This window comes from Streptomyces sp. NPDC037389 (assembly GCF_040636475.1).
In the GTDB taxonomy this organism is placed as follows: Bacteria; Actinomycetota; Actinomycetes; order Streptomycetales; family Streptomycetaceae; genus Streptomyces; species Streptomyces hesseae.
In genome coordinates this window covers 665,477-681,898 of sequence record NZ_JBEZUS010000002.1, presented here as the reverse complement: position 1 = coordinate 681,898, position 16,422 = coordinate 665,477, and the positions used below count along the sequence as shown (strand labels likewise).

Here is a 16,422-nt window from a genome sequence, read left to right as displayed (position 1 = left end):
CCCGTCCCACCTAGCCAACCCTATCGAGACCTTTGAGAGATCGAGCAAACATGCGCATCATCAAGGACACCGAGCCGATGTTCTACGGCCCCATCGGGGCTGCTGTGGCCCGTATCGCGCCGTTCGCGGAGACCGACCCGCTCGGGATCTACGTTGCTGCCCTCACCCTGTGGTCCGCCGCTATCAGCGGCACGGTCCGCGTGGCCTCCCGGGGCAGCACCCGCCCCGTGCTGGTCTGGTCGGCCCTCGTGGCCCGGTCAGGCCGAGGAAAGGGCGAAGCCCTCCGAGGCGCTCACCACGTCGTGGGACAGGCCCTCGACCGGTTCCTCCACACCCACACCATCTCCGGCATCACCTCCGGGGCCAGCCTGGTCAATCATCTGTGGGAACAGCAAGAGGCAACCTCCGAGACCGAACAAGGCCGCGACGTACGGTCGTTGGTCCTGGAAGAAGAATGGTCGGAGATTCTCAAGCGCACCAAACGCGACACCTCCTTCACCACCAAACTCCGGACCGCGTGGGACGGGGCGACACTGCGGAACACCACCAAAGAAGGGCCGCAGGAGGTCAAGGCTCCGGCCATGGTGCTGCACGCCCACATCACCCCGTCGGACTGGGCTACCTACGTGGCGCAGTCCGACGCGGCAGGCGGCTCCTACAACCGCATCTTGCCGTTCCTCCTCGCAGCCGTGCCGATGATGGACGACGAGGTTCAGTTCCCGCCGGTGGAGGGGGAGGCGCTGACCGAGGCATACAAGTGGGCCACCGCAAAACCCCGGGTGGTCACCCTCTCCGAGGACGCAAAGCCCCTGTGGCGCATCGTGCGCCGGTACGCCCGCATCCTCAGTGAGACGCTCCCCGAGGACCAGGCAGTCTTCATCGAACGAACCGCAGAACAGACCTTGCGCGTCGCGGCTTGCCTCGCCGCCTCCGAGCGCTCCGAACTCATCACCGCCGGACGGCTCAACGCCGCGTTCAACCTGGTACGCCGCTCTGTCCAGGACGCCGTACAGATCGTGACACGGGCCGCAAAGCAGAGGGCGAAGAAGCAGCCTCTCAGCCTTGCCGACAAGGTCCGCGCCCGGGTGTTGATGCACGGCGGCCGGGCCACGTCCTCTCAGGTCCTCCCGTACGTAGGGGCGACCGCCGCAGAGGTCAAGGCCCTGCCCGGCATCGTTGTCGAACACGGAAAAGGCACCGGGGGGCGTCCGACCGTCATCCTCTCCCTCGACGACGCCGACGACCGTGCACCGGCCGCCGAGCCGGAGCCGGACGTGAAACCGGACCCCGTACCGGCCCCCGAGCCCCGGAAGGCCACGCCGCCGACCCGCCTGCGGACGGTCCCGGCTCCCGCGAAAAAACCGGCACCGGTCCAGCCGGCCAGGCCCCGGCCCGCACGATCGGAGAACATGTTCTTCTCCGTACTGTAAGAGCCTGAAACGAAAAAGGCCCCGCCCATCCAAGAAACGGATGGGCGGGGCTTGCTGTATTTACTCAGAATGCTATCTGGAATATAGAGGCTGATTGCGATTTCGAGGCTGGGTTAGTTAGTTGGGCTGTCGGCGGCCTGGAAAGTCTTACGTACAGCCGATTGGGCCAGCAGTTCGAACGCCTCCATTGTCTTGGAGTTCTCCACCCGCTGGGTCACCTCACCGGCGCCCAGGAGCGCGGCCGCCAGGGCCAAAACAGCCTCCTGGGGGATGCTCACGTACTGGGCGATCAGATAGACGGCCGCAGCGGCGATGCTGTACAGCCGGGCCGGATGCTCCCGGGCTATTTCAATGAATGGGGAGGCGGCGGCCGGTCCTCGATGCCGACCGCGCTTCGGTATCGACGCCATTAGGCTGCCCGCCCGAAGTCGCGCTTCAGCCGGTCCAGCTGGAGCTTGCCCGGAATGCCGTCAGCATCAGCGCCACGGTCACCAATCTTAATCTGGTACTTCCGCATGGACTCGGTGTCCGCAGAAGTCCACACCGGGCCGGGGCCCTCCTTGTACGCGGAGCAGCCTGCCGCGACGAGCATGCGACCGAGGCGGGTAATGTGGTCGCCCTTCGCTCCCGGGCCGTACGCGAGGCCATCAATCACGACCTGGCGGCCGGAATCGGTCGGGGTGGCCGGGCGGGAGCCGCCGGCCGGGATGTCGTCCTCCGACGCCTCACGGCCGAAGAAGACGACACTGTCACGACCCTTCCATTCCGGGTCGGCCACGACGATGCCCTCCGGATAGGCCGGGTACCCGTAGCCGTAGACGTAACTCGACTTTCGAGGGCGGGCCTTTCGGTAAACGCCGTCACCTTCCGCACTGCCGCTGTCGTTCGTGTTGCCCTCGACCGTGTAAATGGTGTCGTCGGTGTAGGAGGTGACGATGCCGACGTGTGTGCCGCCACCGGAACCGAAATAGACGACGGCGCCGATACCCGGGTACTCCGAGAAGCGGCCCTGGTCCTCAAACCACGAAACGCCCTCAAAGCAAGATGCGGTGACCGGCGCGAGGTCACTCGCCCCGGCCTCCTGGAAGACCCAGCTTACGAACGTCGAGCACCACGGCTGTTCGTCGGACCAGGCCAGGCCGGGCACGGCCCCTGAGAACTTCTGGGAGTTGTCCCAGTGGCCGCCGGAGAATCCCTCCTGATAGCCCACCTCACTGCGGGCGGTGTCGAGTACCTTCTGTGCAACAGACATGCAGCCTCCTGTAATTGGGCATGAAAAAGGCCCGCATGAGCGGGCTTCGGATGAGGGGTTAGTTAGAACGCTCGGTGGTGGGGCGGAGGATCCGGGCCGGGTCCAGGGCGGTGAGAAGAGCGATCAGGTGGGCGTTCTCCGCCTCGATGCGCTTCAGACGTTCCTTGATCTCCGCCAGATCCTCCTGGAGCCGGTCGGCCCTTGCCTTCTGGGCCTCGGCTTCATCTCGCCACACTTCGGCGGTCTTGGCTTCCTTGGAGGCCTTGACGACGACGTAGCCGCCGATCACGGTCGCCAGGATCCCGACGATCCCGAAGAGGTCCAGGATCAGGGTGGATGTAGCGATACGGGTCACCTGACTATCTGCTGGTGCCGGGTGCCATGAGCACCGCGGAAAAACGGTTCAGTTGGGGGCTGGTCCGTGAGCCGGCCGACACCTCCCAAGAGCCCGTGCCCGGCGCCGCGTAGGCCCGGAGACTGATCCGGTCCCCCTTCTCGGCGACCAGCTCGCTGCGCAGGGAGCATGTGAGGTAGGTCCCGCCCACGACGATCGGGTTGTGGGAGCGGAGCCACTCCTTCTCGGCCTGGCCGGTCTGGGTGACGAGGGTGAGGTGGAGGGCGGGTCGTCGGGTGGTGTCCCGTGGGGACAGGGCGGTGAAGTTGGCGGTCACGAAGTAGGTCCCGCTCGTCGGCACGGTGAAGGTGTCCGCGGTGGTGGTCCAGCCGCCGGCCTCGTCGATGACGTCCCACTTAAGGGTTTTAAAAACTCCGGAGTCCGGCACGCTTGCGATCGTGCTGACGCCTGCTGCGGCCAGGCGAGGCGGGCTGGCCAGCTGCCGGTGGACGTCGCGCACACGGGCGTTCATCGTGGCGGCGTCGGCCAGATCCCGAGGGGACCAGGAAGAGAAATCCATTCCTCACCCCTTCATTGCGGTGGCCCCGGGGGCGAGCATCACCGCGGACAGCCCGTTCCACCGCTCGGTTCGGATGTCGGCCCCGTAGCCCTGCCAGGTCACCTCGGCGCCGGTGCCGAGGAAGTCGACGCCGAGGAAGTCGCCCTTGGACAGGAAGACGAGGTCCGTTCCGCTGATGCCGGTCGGGTAGGTCGACCTTGTGTTCTGCCGCTGCCGCAGCGACAGGAGCGAGCCGTTGCGCAGAAGATTCACCTGGTAGGAGCCGAAAGCGCCTTCGGGGCCGTCGCGCTGGACTGCGAGGGTGAGGGCGACGAGGTAGACGCCCGTGGCCGGTGCGGTGAGCGCGGTGCCGTCCCTGCTGAGCACCCACCCGCCGGACTCCTCGAACCCGGCGGTCGACCAGCCGACACGCACCGCTTGGTTCGGCGGTGTGCTGTAGGACAGCGGACGAGCCACGGAGACCCGCGGCGGACTGTACAGGCCTCGGATGGGGTCGCTGATGCGGGCCGTCATCATGGCGGGCGTGGCCTGCTCGCTGTCGCGCCACTCTCCAGCCGCGACGAACAGTGAGGGTGCCGCTGAGAAGGCGGGTACTGGGGCGGTCAGCCGCGCGGTGAAATGGCTCTCCGTCTCGCCGGTCTGCACGGCGTAGGCCGTGCTGGGTGAGCCGCTTTCGAGGTAGACCGCGACCGCGAGGGCGTCGCCGGCCGTCAGGTGCGTGATCGTCGCGGCCGAGACGGTCTGGACGTCGCCGGGCTGCTGGACGATTTCCCGGACCGTGGCCACGCTGACGGTGCCACTCGCGGTGCGCCGGTAGAGGTAGAGGATGACCCCGTCACCAGCTGCTTGGGTGGCGCCGGATTTCACGCTCACACTGCCCGACAGGACGTACACGCCGGTGTCGGGGACGGTGAACCAGCGGCGGTCAGCGTCGGCGGAGAAGGCGTTGGTGTCGGCGGTGGACCACCGGATGACGCTGGAGGAGCCCCGGGTGACCGACTGACCGGGTGCCGCTCCCCGGAACGAGATCCGCGGCGGGTCGGCGAGATACCGCAAGGGATCGCGCACCTGGTCGTTGAGCTTTCGGGCGGTGACGGTTTCCCGCCGGGCCCACGTGGCTATGGGGGGTGCTGCCATATCACTCCAAGAAAGTCGTGGACCCGAGGATCGAGGCGCGGTCGTCGCCCAGGATCCAGGTGGGCTTGCCGTCACTCCGCCCCGGCACCGTGATCACCGCGACTGCGGCTGTGTCGACGGTCGTGTCCATGCGCAGGGAGCCGGGGGAGGCGCCAGCACCAGGGGTGTCGGCGGTCAGAAGGCTGATCTGCTGCGTGCCGAACTGGCCGAGGCGCTGTGCGCGCGGAATGACTCCGTCCGGCCAGGCCGCTCCGGTCAGGGAGTCGGAGACGGTCAGCACGGCGTACAAGGTCGTGAAGTCCTGAGAGGAGCCCAAGGGGACGGTGTTCACGCGCTGGTGCTCGGTGATGCCCGCCACCGGGGTCAGGGAGACGGCGCTAGTGTCCCCGCCCCGGTAGGCGAGGTTCATCACCGCCGTGGTGGTGCTGCCTGCCGTGTCCCACACGGTGGTGGGCCCCCGGGAGGGCTCCCACGGCCACACCGCAACGAGTAAACGGATCCCGGATCGTAGGGTGTAGACGGTCGGCAGGACCCCGGCCGGCGACCGCAGCGGCGCCATCGGAGACTGCCCTCCGTACTGCGCACAGATGGACACCATCAGGTCACCGGTCCGTACGTCCGCCGGGACCGGCAGCTCGGCTAGGTCACCGGAGACGATCCCGGAAACGCTGCTGGAGTAGGACGGGAACTCGCGCGGCGACGGGGCCTCGGAGCGCCATTCGGCACCGTCCCAGTACAAGGGTGGTACCGCGCGCCACGTGGTCCCGTCGAAGACCTGGAGCGTCCGGTCGACCCACGTCTTACCGTCGAAGACCAACAGCTGATTAGCCATACTTCACCCACACGTCCCCCGCTCGCGGGGCGGACGGCGCGAGCGGGCCGGAGAACACCCGGGCGTTGCCGAGGTTCGCAGCGGTGACGGTGCCACTGCTGATGACGGACCCGTCCCCCTTCACCTGGAAAACCGCTCCCTCACTCGACGGACTCGCCGCGGTGGAGCTGACATTGATCACCGTCTGCCCCGGCCCGAACCCGGGGGCACCGATACACAGGGGCGTCCTCTTGCCGATGCTGTCGAGGTAGAGAGCCCCGGTGCTGCGAAGGCGGGTGCGCTCCGCCCCGTCGGCGGTACGCAGCCGGAGCACGTTGCCGGACGGGTCGTCGGTGACCACAGCGGACAGCCATGCATCACCGGTGGGGACTTGGACTTCCGTGCCCCGAGCGGGCAGGTAGGAGGCCAGGCGTTCATCGGTGTACGCCCGCGACTGGTGCGGGTCGACGTCCACCAGGTGCTTGCGGAGCCGGTCTCCCACCGTCACGGAGACCAGAGCGATCCGGCCCACACCGAAGTCGACCCAGACCCGCTCGGCGTCGTTGGCCGGGCCGTAGAAGGCGGGGATGAATCCCCGGACGTCGGCCTGTAGCTGGATGATCGGTGCGCCGTCGGCGTCGGTCAGGTCGGTGATCTGCCGGGCCCCGTCCGAGGGGCCGTCCCAGACCGTTCCCACCGCGCCGGGGACGCGCCGGCCGTCGATGTCCTCAGCGACATCGGAGGCCGTACCGCCGAAAAGATTCCGCGCCATGAGGCCCCCTATTCGTTGTAGATGTTGGTTTCGTAGGTGCCGGAGAAGAAGATGGTCGACCGTCCGGGAAAGACCCGGAGCGCGTCCATCCCCTCAGAGACCCGCTCGCTGTTCTGGTGAAAGATGCTGGCGTGCGTGGACCCGCCACCGGGCCAGCAAAGGGCCTGGAGCTGGATGAAGTTGGCGAGTCCGCCCCGGTACTCCATATTGCGCATGTGGCCGGCGAGGATCTGGCCGGTATCGCCGTTGGCCTGCTGGGGCAGAGCGAAGCCGATGGGATCGTCCTGCCGGTTCCTGATATTCGTGGTCGTGGTGTTGGAGATGCTGATCGAGTAGTAGACGACGTTCGGAGCGATCCACCGCCAACGCCCCTTGAAAATCATTCCGTTGGTGGGCACGTTGACCGCGTTGGCCAGTCCTGGGGTGTAGGTGCGGGACTTGCCGAGATGGCGGGTGACCATGTAGCCGTCGCGACCCCGGTAGGCCTCATAGGGGGTGTCTCCGCCGTTGCTGTCCATGTCGTAGAGGAACGAGCCCATGGGAAGGAAGTCCGCGGAGGCTCGGGTGTTCCACGGGGTGCCCACGGCCGGCGGCATGTCGAAGGGGGCGCGCAAAGAGAGCTGCGGTGAGCCGTCCTTGGCCGGGACGTCGATCTCGTAGAGCACCATTTCCCACTGCTGGCCCGGTACTCGCCGGGGCAGCGGAGCGATCGGGGAAGCACTGGGCTGGCCCTTGATCACCGCCAGGTTCACCGACCCCTGCGCCAGGTCGGCGCGCAGGGTCAGGGTGTCCTTGCGGGCCTTGTCCGTGGGATTGGCTTCGACGGTGACGGATGCGGAGGCGGTCAGTTGGTAGTAGAAGCCGCCGACCCATGCCCGGCCGGGCTGGATCTCGATCGTGCGGCCGTTGATGACAGCGGCGGAGAACGGCAGGGCGCCGGAGGCGTACGACTCACTGGTGAGCCGGAAATCGACCCGGTCCCCGCCCCACATATTGGCCATGGCTTGCCACTGGACTTCGGACACTATCTCGGTGCCCCCGGTCTTACTCGACTGGGAAAAGGGGTAGCTGATCTCTGCCATTCACATCCTCGCTTCCAGCTTCCGCAGCTTCTCCCGCATGTCGAAAACTGTCTTGTAGAGATTCAGGGGTGAACCGGTGCCCTGGTCACCGATCTTCGGCGTGACCGCAGAAACACGACCACCGTCCTCAACAGAGATGTTGACCTCACGGACGACGTCCGTGTACTCCTCGCCATCGACAGCCACGGTCACCTTGTCGCCCACGAAGTAGTCGCGGCCGAACTTCAGTTGCTCGGTGTCGATCGGGTAGATCTGGAAATTTCCGTTGCGGGCCCCTTCACGCAGGGCGTTCTCGGCCGCCTCGATGACGGCCTTCTTCGCCGCCTCGAAGTCGGCATCCGAGACCTCTGTCTTCGCCTTCACCGGCTTGCCCGTTGCCGGGTCCGTCTTGAGGGGAAGGTCGCGGCGGTCAATGAACTGCTCGATCTGGAGGTTCCATTCCTTCTCGGCCTCCTCATCGACCTTCTGAGTGATATACCGGTCGGCTCCCTCGCCTTGGCAGGCCACGATGGCTCGGGTGACGCGAGGGGCTGTGAGTGTCCAGGTGTACTCGCGGAGGTTGCCCAGCTCCGGGGCGAAGCGGACGGTCTTGGTCTTGTCGTGCGGTTTGAAGACGTCCAGGACGATGCGCTTGCGGTCGGGGTCGTGCACGAAGCGGTAGCCCACGTTCTTGGTCCTGCACCACTCTTCGAGCTTGGTACCGAGCACGTCGAAGCGGAGGTTGTCCGCGACCGTGTCCCCGACCAGCGGGTTGACGCCGACGTCCACGCCTGCAACCTGCCGGTCGGGCAGGGCCTTGGAGCCGATGGCGTGGTCGAGCTCCCACCACAGGGCTTGACCGGCGGGACCGCTTGCGCTGCGGCTGTCCTTCGCCTGGTACTGCTGACCGACCGGCTTGGACGGATCAGGAAAGGCCAGCCGACCGTAGGCAAGTTTGTTGTCACACTTCCCCCCGACGAACACTGAACCGGCACCGGTGTGCTGCTCAACCGTCCAATACCGCTGGAAGAACTCGATCTGACCGCTGAAGATCGGGAAGTTGACGCCGTCTTGCCAGACAATGATTCCACCACCGCGCTGCAAGAGCTGCGCTTGGGGCGTGCGGTCCTTCACAAGAATCTGCCATGTACCTTGCTGACAGAACCGGATGACCAGATCCATTTTGATCCATGTGTCAATTTCTCCAATCCGGTTCAGATCCTTGTCCCGGACCTCCACGCGATATCCCACACACACCTCATGTCAGTAGCTTTCGTAACGGGGCCGGAGAGTGAGCTTCAGGGAAGCAGGGCCGCTGCCAGCCGTGAGGCTCACGCCGACGCTGCTCCTCCCGGGCTGGACCGGCCACAGGGACGGGGAGGCGTCCAGTAGAGGCCAGTAGTTCTTGCCCTGGTCGTCGGTCAGTGTCTTGCGGCCGGGACGGGTGTCCACCGTCAGCACCCGCCCCGCTGCCACGGTGTCGGCACCGTTGGCCGGTGCGGTGATGCCGAATGACTGGCCGTCCGGGCTGGTGAAGGTGAACCCCCGGACCGGCCCCCGGATTTCCCACACAGGCCACGCGTCGACCTCGCCGGGATTGAGCACGGGAATACTCTGATCGGCCATGGACCCGCGACTGAGGGGTACGGGGAAGAACGCCTCTTTCTTGCGAAGGAACGCCTTCCCCTGGTTGAACGTCCACTCAGCAACGCGGAGATCATCCGCGTAGAAATACGGGTCGAATGCCGTCAGCTGGATCCCGTACTTGATCCACCGGAACCCTGCATTGTCAGCGGCCTCGTTTCCCTCCATCCCGGCCTTGTAGTAGCAGTAGAGCTTGCGGACCTGAGAATCAGCCTCAACGAATTTCAGGACGCAGTATCCGCGTGTGGGGTTCAGCGCGGAGATTAGTTTGCGCTTGAGTTCCTTGAGTGAGCGCCGGTCGACGCCGTAGAGATAGACGGGCAGCATCACCTCGCGGGCCGCCGCACGTGCCGACCGGAACATCGAGCCGTCGAGGTTCGGGCTGCTGTCGGCGTGCAGTTCGAAGGGGGGCGTGTCCAGGCCGGTGGCGCCGGCCTGGAGCAGGATTCCGGGCCATCGCCGGTCGGTGAAGGAGGTGAGGGGGATTTCCTCCCCCTCACCGTCGCTTCCTGTGATCGACACGTAGGTGTGCCCCCACGCCATCGCATGGGGCGGGATCGGTACCGGATGAGGCCGGTCTTCGAGAACCCGGTCTCGGGTTGCCGGTATCGGAATGTGCGCACCCTCCTTGTCAATTACATGCCGCCGTGCATCACCTCCGCGTACTGCATGGCCCGCAGCACCGCCTGAGTCGTCGACTCGGCTTTGGCCTCGTGGACGTGAATCTCGTAGGTCCGGCCGCCCAGGAGTTCCTGGGTCTGGCGCGCGGTGTGGACCCGCTCACCGCCCCGGAAGTCCACGAGTTCCGGCCCCTGCTCACCCACCAGGCGAAGACCAGGTGAGGCCGAGAGGGTGCCCATCCAGTAGCCGGACGTGCCGCTCAGGGCCCGGCGCCACCCGGAGCCGTAGCGGTCGATCGCGTACGACAGACCGGCATAGAGGCTCGCTGCCGGGTGGTACTGCCCGAGAGAGCGGTACGGTCCCGCGTACGCGTCGAAGGTCGACTTGATCACCTGGAGCAGGCCCTTCGACGGGTCCCCGGCCAGGGCGTTGGAGTCCCAGTTGTTGACGGCGTTCGGGTCGCCACCGGACTCCACATCGATGCGGTGAAGCACCAGGGGAACGTCCGCGAGGTTGATGCCGCCACGGCCGCCGAGTTCCTGAATGATCCGCTCGACGAGCGGACTCCACCGGCCGACGGCGTCGCCGACGAGCCCGGCGAACTCGCCAGTGCCCTCGGAGAACCGGGCCAGGGAGCCCGGCCACGGGTTGAGGAACGGGCCCTCACCCGCACCAGGAGCACCGCCACGTGGGCGGAGTGCGCCGTCGGCCCTGTTGCCGTACCCGAGCTGGCGTCGCAGGGACCGGGACTCGTTGCCGCCGACCGTTTCGAGCTGGGTGCCCTGGCGGCCGGTGACAATGTTGATGTGGCCCCAGTCGCCGGGGCCGAAGCCCCGGTAGACCATGAGGTCACCCGGGCGGGCCGACGCGGTCGGGACCATGGGCATGTGCTCGGCCCAGGTAGCCACCGCAGGCCACCGGTTGCCCGGTGTCCCGGTCGGCGAACCGCCGTACGCGACGGTTGCCTGCGCGTGGTCGACGATCCAGCTGACGAAGTCCGCGCACCAGGATTCGTATGCGTCCGATCCGATGTACTTCCGGCCGGACAGGTCACCGTTCTTCGCCTCTTGGAGGGCGAGCTTGACGACCTGGCCGCCGCCCCCGGTGGCATGTTCGTCCACCCAGCGGCCCCACCGGGTTAGCCACGGCTCGGCCTTGCCGAAACCGTCCGAACTGAGCCGGCCGACCTGCCCGAACTTCGAGCTGATCGACTTCAAGTGCGGTGTGATCGCCGCGTCCCAGCCCTTACGGACCGCCTCTTCGTAGCCCTCAAGGGGATCGTTCTGGTGCTTGTGCACCCAGTCTCCGCCGCCGACGACACCACCGTTCGCGAACGTGTTGCCCCCGCGGCGGGCGATGTCGTTCCACCGGTAGATCGTTTCTGCGCCGAGGGCGCGTACGACCTCCGGGCGAAGAATGCCCTCGCCCTCGCTGAGCAGTGCGGGGACGTTGTCGACGCCCGGCCGGTAGCCGGGAACCACACCACCAAGGGAGAACTGCACCGGAGATAGCGGTGCGGGCGTCCCGGCGAGCTTCGCCATCTCCGACATCATCGGGACGGCGCCCGAGTTGTACGGGCCGGCCAGGGTGCTGCGGGTGGAGCTGTCGACGATGGCCATCGAGGCCCGCCAGGACTCGCGGATCCGCCCGCCACTGGACTCGAAGGTGACCTGAAGAGCGGACACGCCCGCGTGGAGGCGGGCGAAAGTCCCGAGCATGGTGGCGGTGGAGGCCAGCACGCGAGCCTGCACGCTCGTCCAGACACCCTCATGAGCGGACTGGAACGCGCGCTCCGCAGCGGTGAGCGGGCCGGAGAGGCGGGAGATCCACTGTTCCTGTGCCGGGATGATCTGCCCGTCGACCGCCGTACGCACCGAGCCGCCGACACCAGCCCACGACGCCTGGGCTGCTGCCTGATGGTCGCGCAGGGCCTGCACCATCAACACCAGAGCGGCTTGGATCCGCTGCACGGCTTCCTCAACGGCCTGAGCATCAGGGGCCGCAGTCCCGCCCACTGTGCCAGCACCGTCACCAGATGTGAGTGGGAGCCGGCCGCGCTTGGCGGCAGCGTTCAGGGCCAGCACCGTCCGGTGCCCCAGCGCTCGCGCGGCTTCCGGCACGAGTACAGCCTCACCCGGGGCGACCAGCGCTCGCCGCGAGTCTTGTCCCGGGGCGAACCCTGGGACGATCCCGCCGTCCTTGAACTTCAGGAGACCCTCGGTGTTGGGCATGGCATCCTTCGCCCGCCCCCAGAACTCGCCCAGGACTTCCTTCGCGTACCCGGACGGGTTGGAGATGATCTCCTGCACGCCTTGGACGGATTCGTCGACGCTGTCGACCAGACCCATGACCAGCTGCTTCAGCTGGCTGATCGGCTCCTTCAGCGCCCCCATGGGGTCCTTGAAGAGGCCGACGGCCGAGGAACCGATGGCCTTGATCGCCTCTTCGAGACCGCCCAGAGCACCCTTGACGTACGCCCAGATGGATTCCGGCTTCAGCAGGTCCGTCGCGAACTTTTCACCGCGCTGGAGGATATTGCCGGAGCCCTTCCAGACGTCATCCCAGAAGTACTCGCCCGCCGTGGGGGCGATGGCCCCGGCCGCCAGGCCGACCAGCTGACCGGCACCGGTCGGCACCCGTCGCAGCAGCTTGGGCATGTTCTTCGTGGCGAAGTCCAGCGTGCCGCGAAAGCGCCGTGCCGCGCCCTCGCCGCTTGCGCCGCCGCCTCGCTCAGATCCCCAGCTGATGAGGTTCCGGCTGGTCCGGCCGCCGATCCTGGCAGCACGGGCGTCGAAGGACACCGTCTTGCCGAAGAGGCTGATGACCGGCGCCATGTCGATCTTGTCGAGATCATCGAGGAGGAACCCCAGCGGACCACCCCGGCCGGCGATGCCGCCGCGCGCGAAACGCGACAGCCGGCCACGGACCGCCAGCTCGTTCCAGGCATGGATCCGTGGGGCGCCCAGGTGCTGTACGACCTCGGGGCGCAAGATTGCTTCGCCGGGACTGAGGATCGCCGGTATGGAGTCCTGCCACGGGGCGTACCCGGGAAGAACGCCACCTCGGGCGAACTTGCCCTTGGGCTTCTTGGGGCCTCCCTTCCCACCGCCCCCGCCAGAACCGCCGCCACCGTTGGTGTCTCGGTTGACGTCCCCGATGCCGTCATCGAGGTCGCGGGCGGCCTTGGCAGCGTCACGCAGGGCGTCACACAACTGCTCGACCTGCTTCGTCACCGAGGCCAGCGACCGGCCGTTGAGGTTGGCGATACGGCCGTTGACCGAGCCCGGCGTCTTCACCGCGCCGACCAGGTCATACACAGCGTCGATCGCCGAATAGAGGCTGGTCTTGCCGCCCTTGAACTCGTCCCGGATCGGCTTCAACGACTTGCGGTTGAGGAGGTTGACGGACGCGATGACGTCCTTGACCTTGCCCTCGACCGCCCCCGCCTCCGGCACGGTCAGAGTGAACTCTCCGCGTACCGATTTCAGGGACTTGCCGTTGAGGCTCTCGACGCGGTCGGCGGCGTCGCCGATGGTCCGCTTGAGGCTGTCGGCGCGCTTCTCCGTCGGCTCAAGCTGCTGCACCCGCAGCGACCCCAGACGACGGCCGTCGAGATCGTTGACCTCCTGGCCCGCCTGCCGGATCGCCGCCTTAAGCGCGTCGGCCTTCTGCTGAACATCGGCCAGCTTCCTGCTGATCTCGCCAAGGCTGGCGCCGTTGACGTGCGAGGTGCCGTCGGCGACGATGCGGCGCACCGCTGACTGCGCCTGGTCGGCCGAGGACCGGACGCTCTGTCCGACCGAGCCACCCAGGTGATCAATCAGGCTCCCCAGAGGCGCATCGTTGACTGCGCGAAGGGCCCGCTTGAGAGCCTCGACGCGCTCGTCGACCTGGCGGAGCTGCTGCTCCGCCTCCCGCATGCCGCGCTGAGCGGCATCCCGGCGGTCGGTGCTGTCCTGCGGGCGCAGCCGCTCAGCCGCACTGCGGCGGGTGGAACGCCGGTTCTCGCGGTACTCCTCGCGCACCTCGTCCCGGCGGCGGTTGAGGCGGATGCCCTCGCGCATGCGCCCGCCGGCCAGGGCCTGGCGGCTGCGCTGGTCGAGATCGTGCATATCGGCGGTCCGGTTCCTGCGCCGTCGCCTCCAGTCGCCGGGACCGTCGTAGCCGGTCAGCCGCGCAGTTCCGTAGCGGGCGTAGCCCGCCGCGGTGCGAAAGCGGCCGTTCTCCCGGCCCGCCTGCCCCACACGCTGGCGATTGCGGCGACGGGTCTGGTCCCGCTCCCGGAACTGGTCGCGCTGGGCGTCGTAGCCCTCAAGGAACCGGCCACCCTCACGCCGGGAGCGCATGCCGCCCGCGACCTGGCGGCCGTAGCGGGTGGCGCCACGCACACCCCGGCTCGCGCCGGTGACCGTGCCAGCCAGCATCTTCACGGGCGTGGCAGCGAAGCCCAGGAGTTTGCCGAGCTTGCCCGCTGTCTTCGTCAGAACACCGAGCGCCAGAAGGAGCGGCGCCGCCACCGCGGCCATTTTCGCCGCTTCCAGCACCAGCTTCCGAAGCCCCGGGTGCTTCTCCAGGAAATCGACGGTTTCCTTGCCCCAGTCGGTGAACGTCCCGATGGTGTCGAAGAATGCGACCAGCATCTCCTTGCCCATCGGCAGCAACTTCGTGCCGATCTCACCAGCGTCCTTCAGAAGGCCGCCCTCGAAGCGGGTCCCGTTCTCGTCGGAGACCTTCTTGCCCATGATGGCGGCACCGAGGCCGGTGTACTCGTATTCACCGCGATCGTTCTGGGAGTAGAAGATCTTGCCCAGATTGAACTGAGACTGTTCCTTCATCTGCTCAAGACGACCGCTGATCGTGGCACTACCCATACGGTGCGCCGCACCCCGCATACGCGGGTCCTTCTTCCACCGGTCGAGCAGGCCTTCAATAAGCTGCTCACCGGAGATGCCGCCAGTGTCCTTGGCGTTCTGCATGAAGTCGAGCATCTGGGCCGACGCTTCGTAGGTCTCGGGGACCTTCCGCACCATGCCGTTCTTCTCATCCCGGGCCTTTAGCTCCGCCATCTCCTTGGCGGTGTGCTTCCGGGACTTGAAGCCGAGGATCTGCGCCAGGGCGTTGGCCGGGATACCGGTGGCGGCCTCCAACTGCTTCACGTTACGCAGATTGGTGCGGCCCATGTCCTGCATGACCTCGATGGCATACATGCCTCGCGAGACCATCGCCGGATCCATGACACCGCCATAAGCGGCGGAGTCACCCACCATCTTGACCATGTCCACAGCACGCTGCGACGCCTTCGCCGACCCTAGAGCGTGACGGGCAGGATCCTTCGACTGAAAGTCGGCATCGTGCGACGTATTCGCCCGCACATAGCGCGTGCCGTACTTGAGCATGTCATTGACCGAATACGGCGTCTCAATACCGTACTTCGTCATCTGCTCCAGCAGACTATTGACGTCGTCCAGGGCAATGCCCATGCCCTTCAGACCAGCCTGGGCCTGAAGCATCGCATCCGCCGACTTGATACCGAACGTCGTCGCCGCGGCACTCGCGAGACCGAGCGGGGCCACCAGGCCACGCGTGATCAGATGACCGGTCTCCGTCGCCGTCGTACCAGTCGTCTCGATCGCATGAGAACCGCGCTTCCACCCCGACCGCATCGCCGCCCACGCCGTGGCCTGCGTCGACTGCACCGCCGCCATCGTGCGCTCATGCTCGGCCAGCTGCTCCCGCAAGGACTGCCGGGCAGCCTGAGCAATAGCCAGCTGCGCACCGATCGCGTGGGACTGCTCCGCCTGCCGCTCGGCCATGGTCTGGCGGATCGCCGCGCGCTTGTCCCGCTCAGCCTGCTCAGCGACCTTCGCCGCCTCCCGGGCCATACGGATCTGCGTTTGGTGGACCTCCCGGTCCATCCGGGCCTCGTCCTCCAGGGCCCGCCGGCGAGCCACTGCCGCCGCGTCCTCCTGACGCTGCCGCTCAGCAAGAACCTGCGCCTGCTCACGAGCAGCCTCCCGAGCAAGGCGCAGCTGAGTCTGATGAATCTCCCGATCCATGCGCGCTTCGCCCTCAAGGGCACGCTGCCGCTCCGCCGCCGCGGCTTTCTCCTGCCGTTGCCGTTCGGCGAGAAGCTGCGCCTGCTCGCGCGCGGACTCGCGGGCAAGGCGGGTCTGGGTCTGGTGGATCTCGCGATCCATCCGGGCCGCGTCTTCCAGGGCCCGCTGGCGGGCGGCTGCTGCGGCGCGCTCTTCGCGCTCCCGCTCGGCCACCGCTCGCGCCTCGGCACGACGGCGCTCCTCCAGGAGACGGAGACGGTCCTGCTCGGCGGTCTGCCACCGCTGGGCGGCATCCCGTGCACCCTGCGTCTCCAGCCGCACCGTCTCTTGCACCGCGCGACGGGTCGCCTGCGAGGTGCCTTCGAGTGCCTGGCGCTTGCGCTCCTCCAGGTCGCGGAAGGCACGGAAGCGCTGCCCGGCCTGCTGCCCGTACTCGCGGGTCAGCTCGGCCTCGATCGCCGCCAGCTTCGCCGCAGTGTCGACAGCGGCCTTCTCCGTGTGCACCTTGGCGGCCTTCGCGGCTGCTGCCGCGCTCTTCGGCAAAGCCGCCATGCCGTTCGACGCGGCGGCGGTGAAAGCCTTACCCCCGGCTGCGCCGGCCAGCTCCATCTGGCGGGTCAGCTCCGCCCGCATCCGCGCCGTGCCCTCGCGGGAAAGCGTGGGGGCGATGTCGATGTAGCCGGAGCCCACCTTGATGGGAATACGGCCGCCGCTGGCCATGGGC

12 protein-coding genes are annotated in these 16,422 nt (G+C 67.2%); 1 reads left to right on the top strand and 11 read right to left on the bottom strand.

All coding sequences use genetic code 11. The annotated features are described in order from the left end of the window. Positions 1-50: 50 nt before the first annotated feature. Positions 51-1,430: a DUF3987 domain-containing protein gene (locus AB0E98_RS06675; RefSeq protein WP_361699256.1), complete on the top strand. Its 1,380-nt coding sequence runs from the start codon at positions 51-53 to the stop codon at positions 1,428-1,430. Positions 1,431-1,543: 113 nt separating this feature from the next. On the opposite strand, the gene AB0E98_RS06670 is transcribed toward AB0E98_RS06675, so the two are convergent. The 11 genes from AB0E98_RS06670 to AB0E98_RS06620 form a co-directional block, all read right to left on the bottom strand. Next, positions 1,544-1,840 (bottom strand): hypothetical protein, encoded by a 297-nt coding sequence (locus AB0E98_RS06670; protein WP_361699254.1) that lies wholly within the window; start codon positions 1,838-1,840, stop codon positions 1,544-1,546. Further along, the gene (locus tag AB0E98_RS06665; protein WP_361699252.1) at positions 1,840-2,682 is read right to left on the bottom strand and encodes a peptidoglycan-binding protein; all 843 of its coding nucleotides are present in this window, start codon (positions 2,680-2,682) and stop codon (positions 1,840-1,842) included. The genes AB0E98_RS06670 and AB0E98_RS06665 overlap by 1 nt, the downstream gene beginning before the upstream one ends. A 58-nt stretch (positions 2,683-2,740) precedes the next feature. Then, on the bottom strand, positions 2,741-3,037 hold the full coding sequence (locus AB0E98_RS06660; protein WP_361699250.1) for a hypothetical protein: 297 nt from the start codon (positions 3,035-3,037) through the stop codon (positions 2,741-2,743). A 4-nt stretch (positions 3,038-3,041) separates the two neighbouring features. Then, positions 3,042-3,596 carry a hypothetical protein gene (locus AB0E98_RS06655; protein ID WP_361699248.1) on the bottom strand — a complete coding sequence of 185 codons (555 nt, stop codon included), beginning with the start codon at positions 3,594-3,596 and terminating at the stop codon, positions 3,042-3,044. 3 nt (positions 3,597-3,599) lie between these two features. Next, a complete protein-coding gene (locus AB0E98_RS06650; protein WP_361699246.1) occupies positions 3,600-4,733 on the bottom strand; it encodes a hypothetical protein in 1,134 nt (377 codons plus the stop codon). Position 4,734: 1 nt separating this feature from the next. Beyond that, complete coding sequence (locus AB0E98_RS06645) at positions 4,735-5,565, bottom strand: hypothetical protein (protein WP_361699244.1); 831 nt, start codon at positions 5,563-5,565, stop codon at positions 4,735-4,737. Then, positions 5,558-6,316 carry a hypothetical protein gene (locus AB0E98_RS06640; protein ID WP_361699242.1) on the bottom strand — a complete coding sequence of 253 codons (759 nt, stop codon included), beginning with the start codon at positions 6,314-6,316 and terminating at the stop codon, positions 5,558-5,560. Before AB0E98_RS06640 ends, AB0E98_RS06645 begins: the two co-directional genes overlap by 8 nt. An 8-nt stretch (positions 6,317-6,324) precedes the next feature. Then, positions 6,325-7,398, bottom strand: a complete 1,074-nt coding sequence (locus AB0E98_RS06635; protein WP_361699240.1) for a hypothetical protein — start codon at positions 7,396-7,398, stop codon at positions 6,325-6,327. Continuing rightward, the gene (locus AB0E98_RS06630; RefSeq protein WP_361699238.1) at positions 7,399-8,616 is read right to left on the bottom strand and encodes a siphovirus ReqiPepy6 Gp37-like family protein; all 1,218 of its coding nucleotides are present in this window, start codon (positions 8,614-8,616) and stop codon (positions 7,399-7,401) included. Positions 8,617-8,640: 24 nt separating this feature from the next. Then, on the bottom strand, positions 8,641-9,543 hold the full coding sequence (locus AB0E98_RS06625; RefSeq protein ID WP_361699236.1) for a phage tail family protein: 903 nt from the start codon (positions 9,541-9,543) through the stop codon (positions 8,641-8,643). A gap of 113 nt (positions 9,544-9,656) precedes the next feature. Beyond that, positions 9,657-16,418 (bottom strand): CHAP domain-containing protein, encoded by a 6,762-nt coding sequence (locus AB0E98_RS06620; protein ID WP_361699234.1) that lies wholly within the window; start codon positions 16,416-16,418, stop codon positions 9,657-9,659. Positions 16,419-16,422: the final 4 nt, after the last annotated feature.

Coding starts and splice junctions, on each gene's coding strand:
- AB0E98_RS06675 (WP_361699256.1), top strand. CDS start 51: ATGCGCATCATCAAGGACACCGAGCCGATGTTCTACGGCCCCATCGGG.
- AB0E98_RS06670 (WP_361699254.1), bottom strand. CDS start 1,840: ATGGCGTCGATACCGAAGCGCGGTCGGCATCGAGGACCGGCCGCCGCC.
- AB0E98_RS06665 (WP_361699252.1), bottom strand. CDS start 2,682: ATGTCTGTTGCACAGAAGGTACTCGACACCGCCCGCAGTGAGGTGGGC.
- AB0E98_RS06655 (WP_361699248.1), bottom strand. CDS start 3,596: ATGGATTTCTCTTCCTGGTCCCCTCGGGATCTGGCCGACGCCGCCACG.
- AB0E98_RS06650 (WP_361699246.1), bottom strand. CDS start 4,733: ATGGCAGCACCCCCCATAGCCACGTGGGCCCGGCGGGAAACCGTCACC.
- AB0E98_RS06645 (WP_361699244.1), bottom strand. CDS start 5,565: ATGGCTAATCAGCTGTTGGTCTTCGACGGTAAGACGTGGGTCGACCGG.
- AB0E98_RS06640 (WP_361699242.1), bottom strand. CDS start 6,316: ATGGCGCGGAATCTTTTCGGCGGTACGGCCTCCGATGTCGCTGAGGAC.
- AB0E98_RS06635 (WP_361699240.1), bottom strand. CDS start 7,398: ATGGCAGAGATCAGCTACCCCTTTTCCCAGTCGAGTAAGACCGGGGGC.
- AB0E98_RS06620 (WP_361699234.1), bottom strand. CDS start 16,418: ATGGCCAGCGGCGGCCGTATTCCCATCAAGGTGGGCTCCGGCTACATC.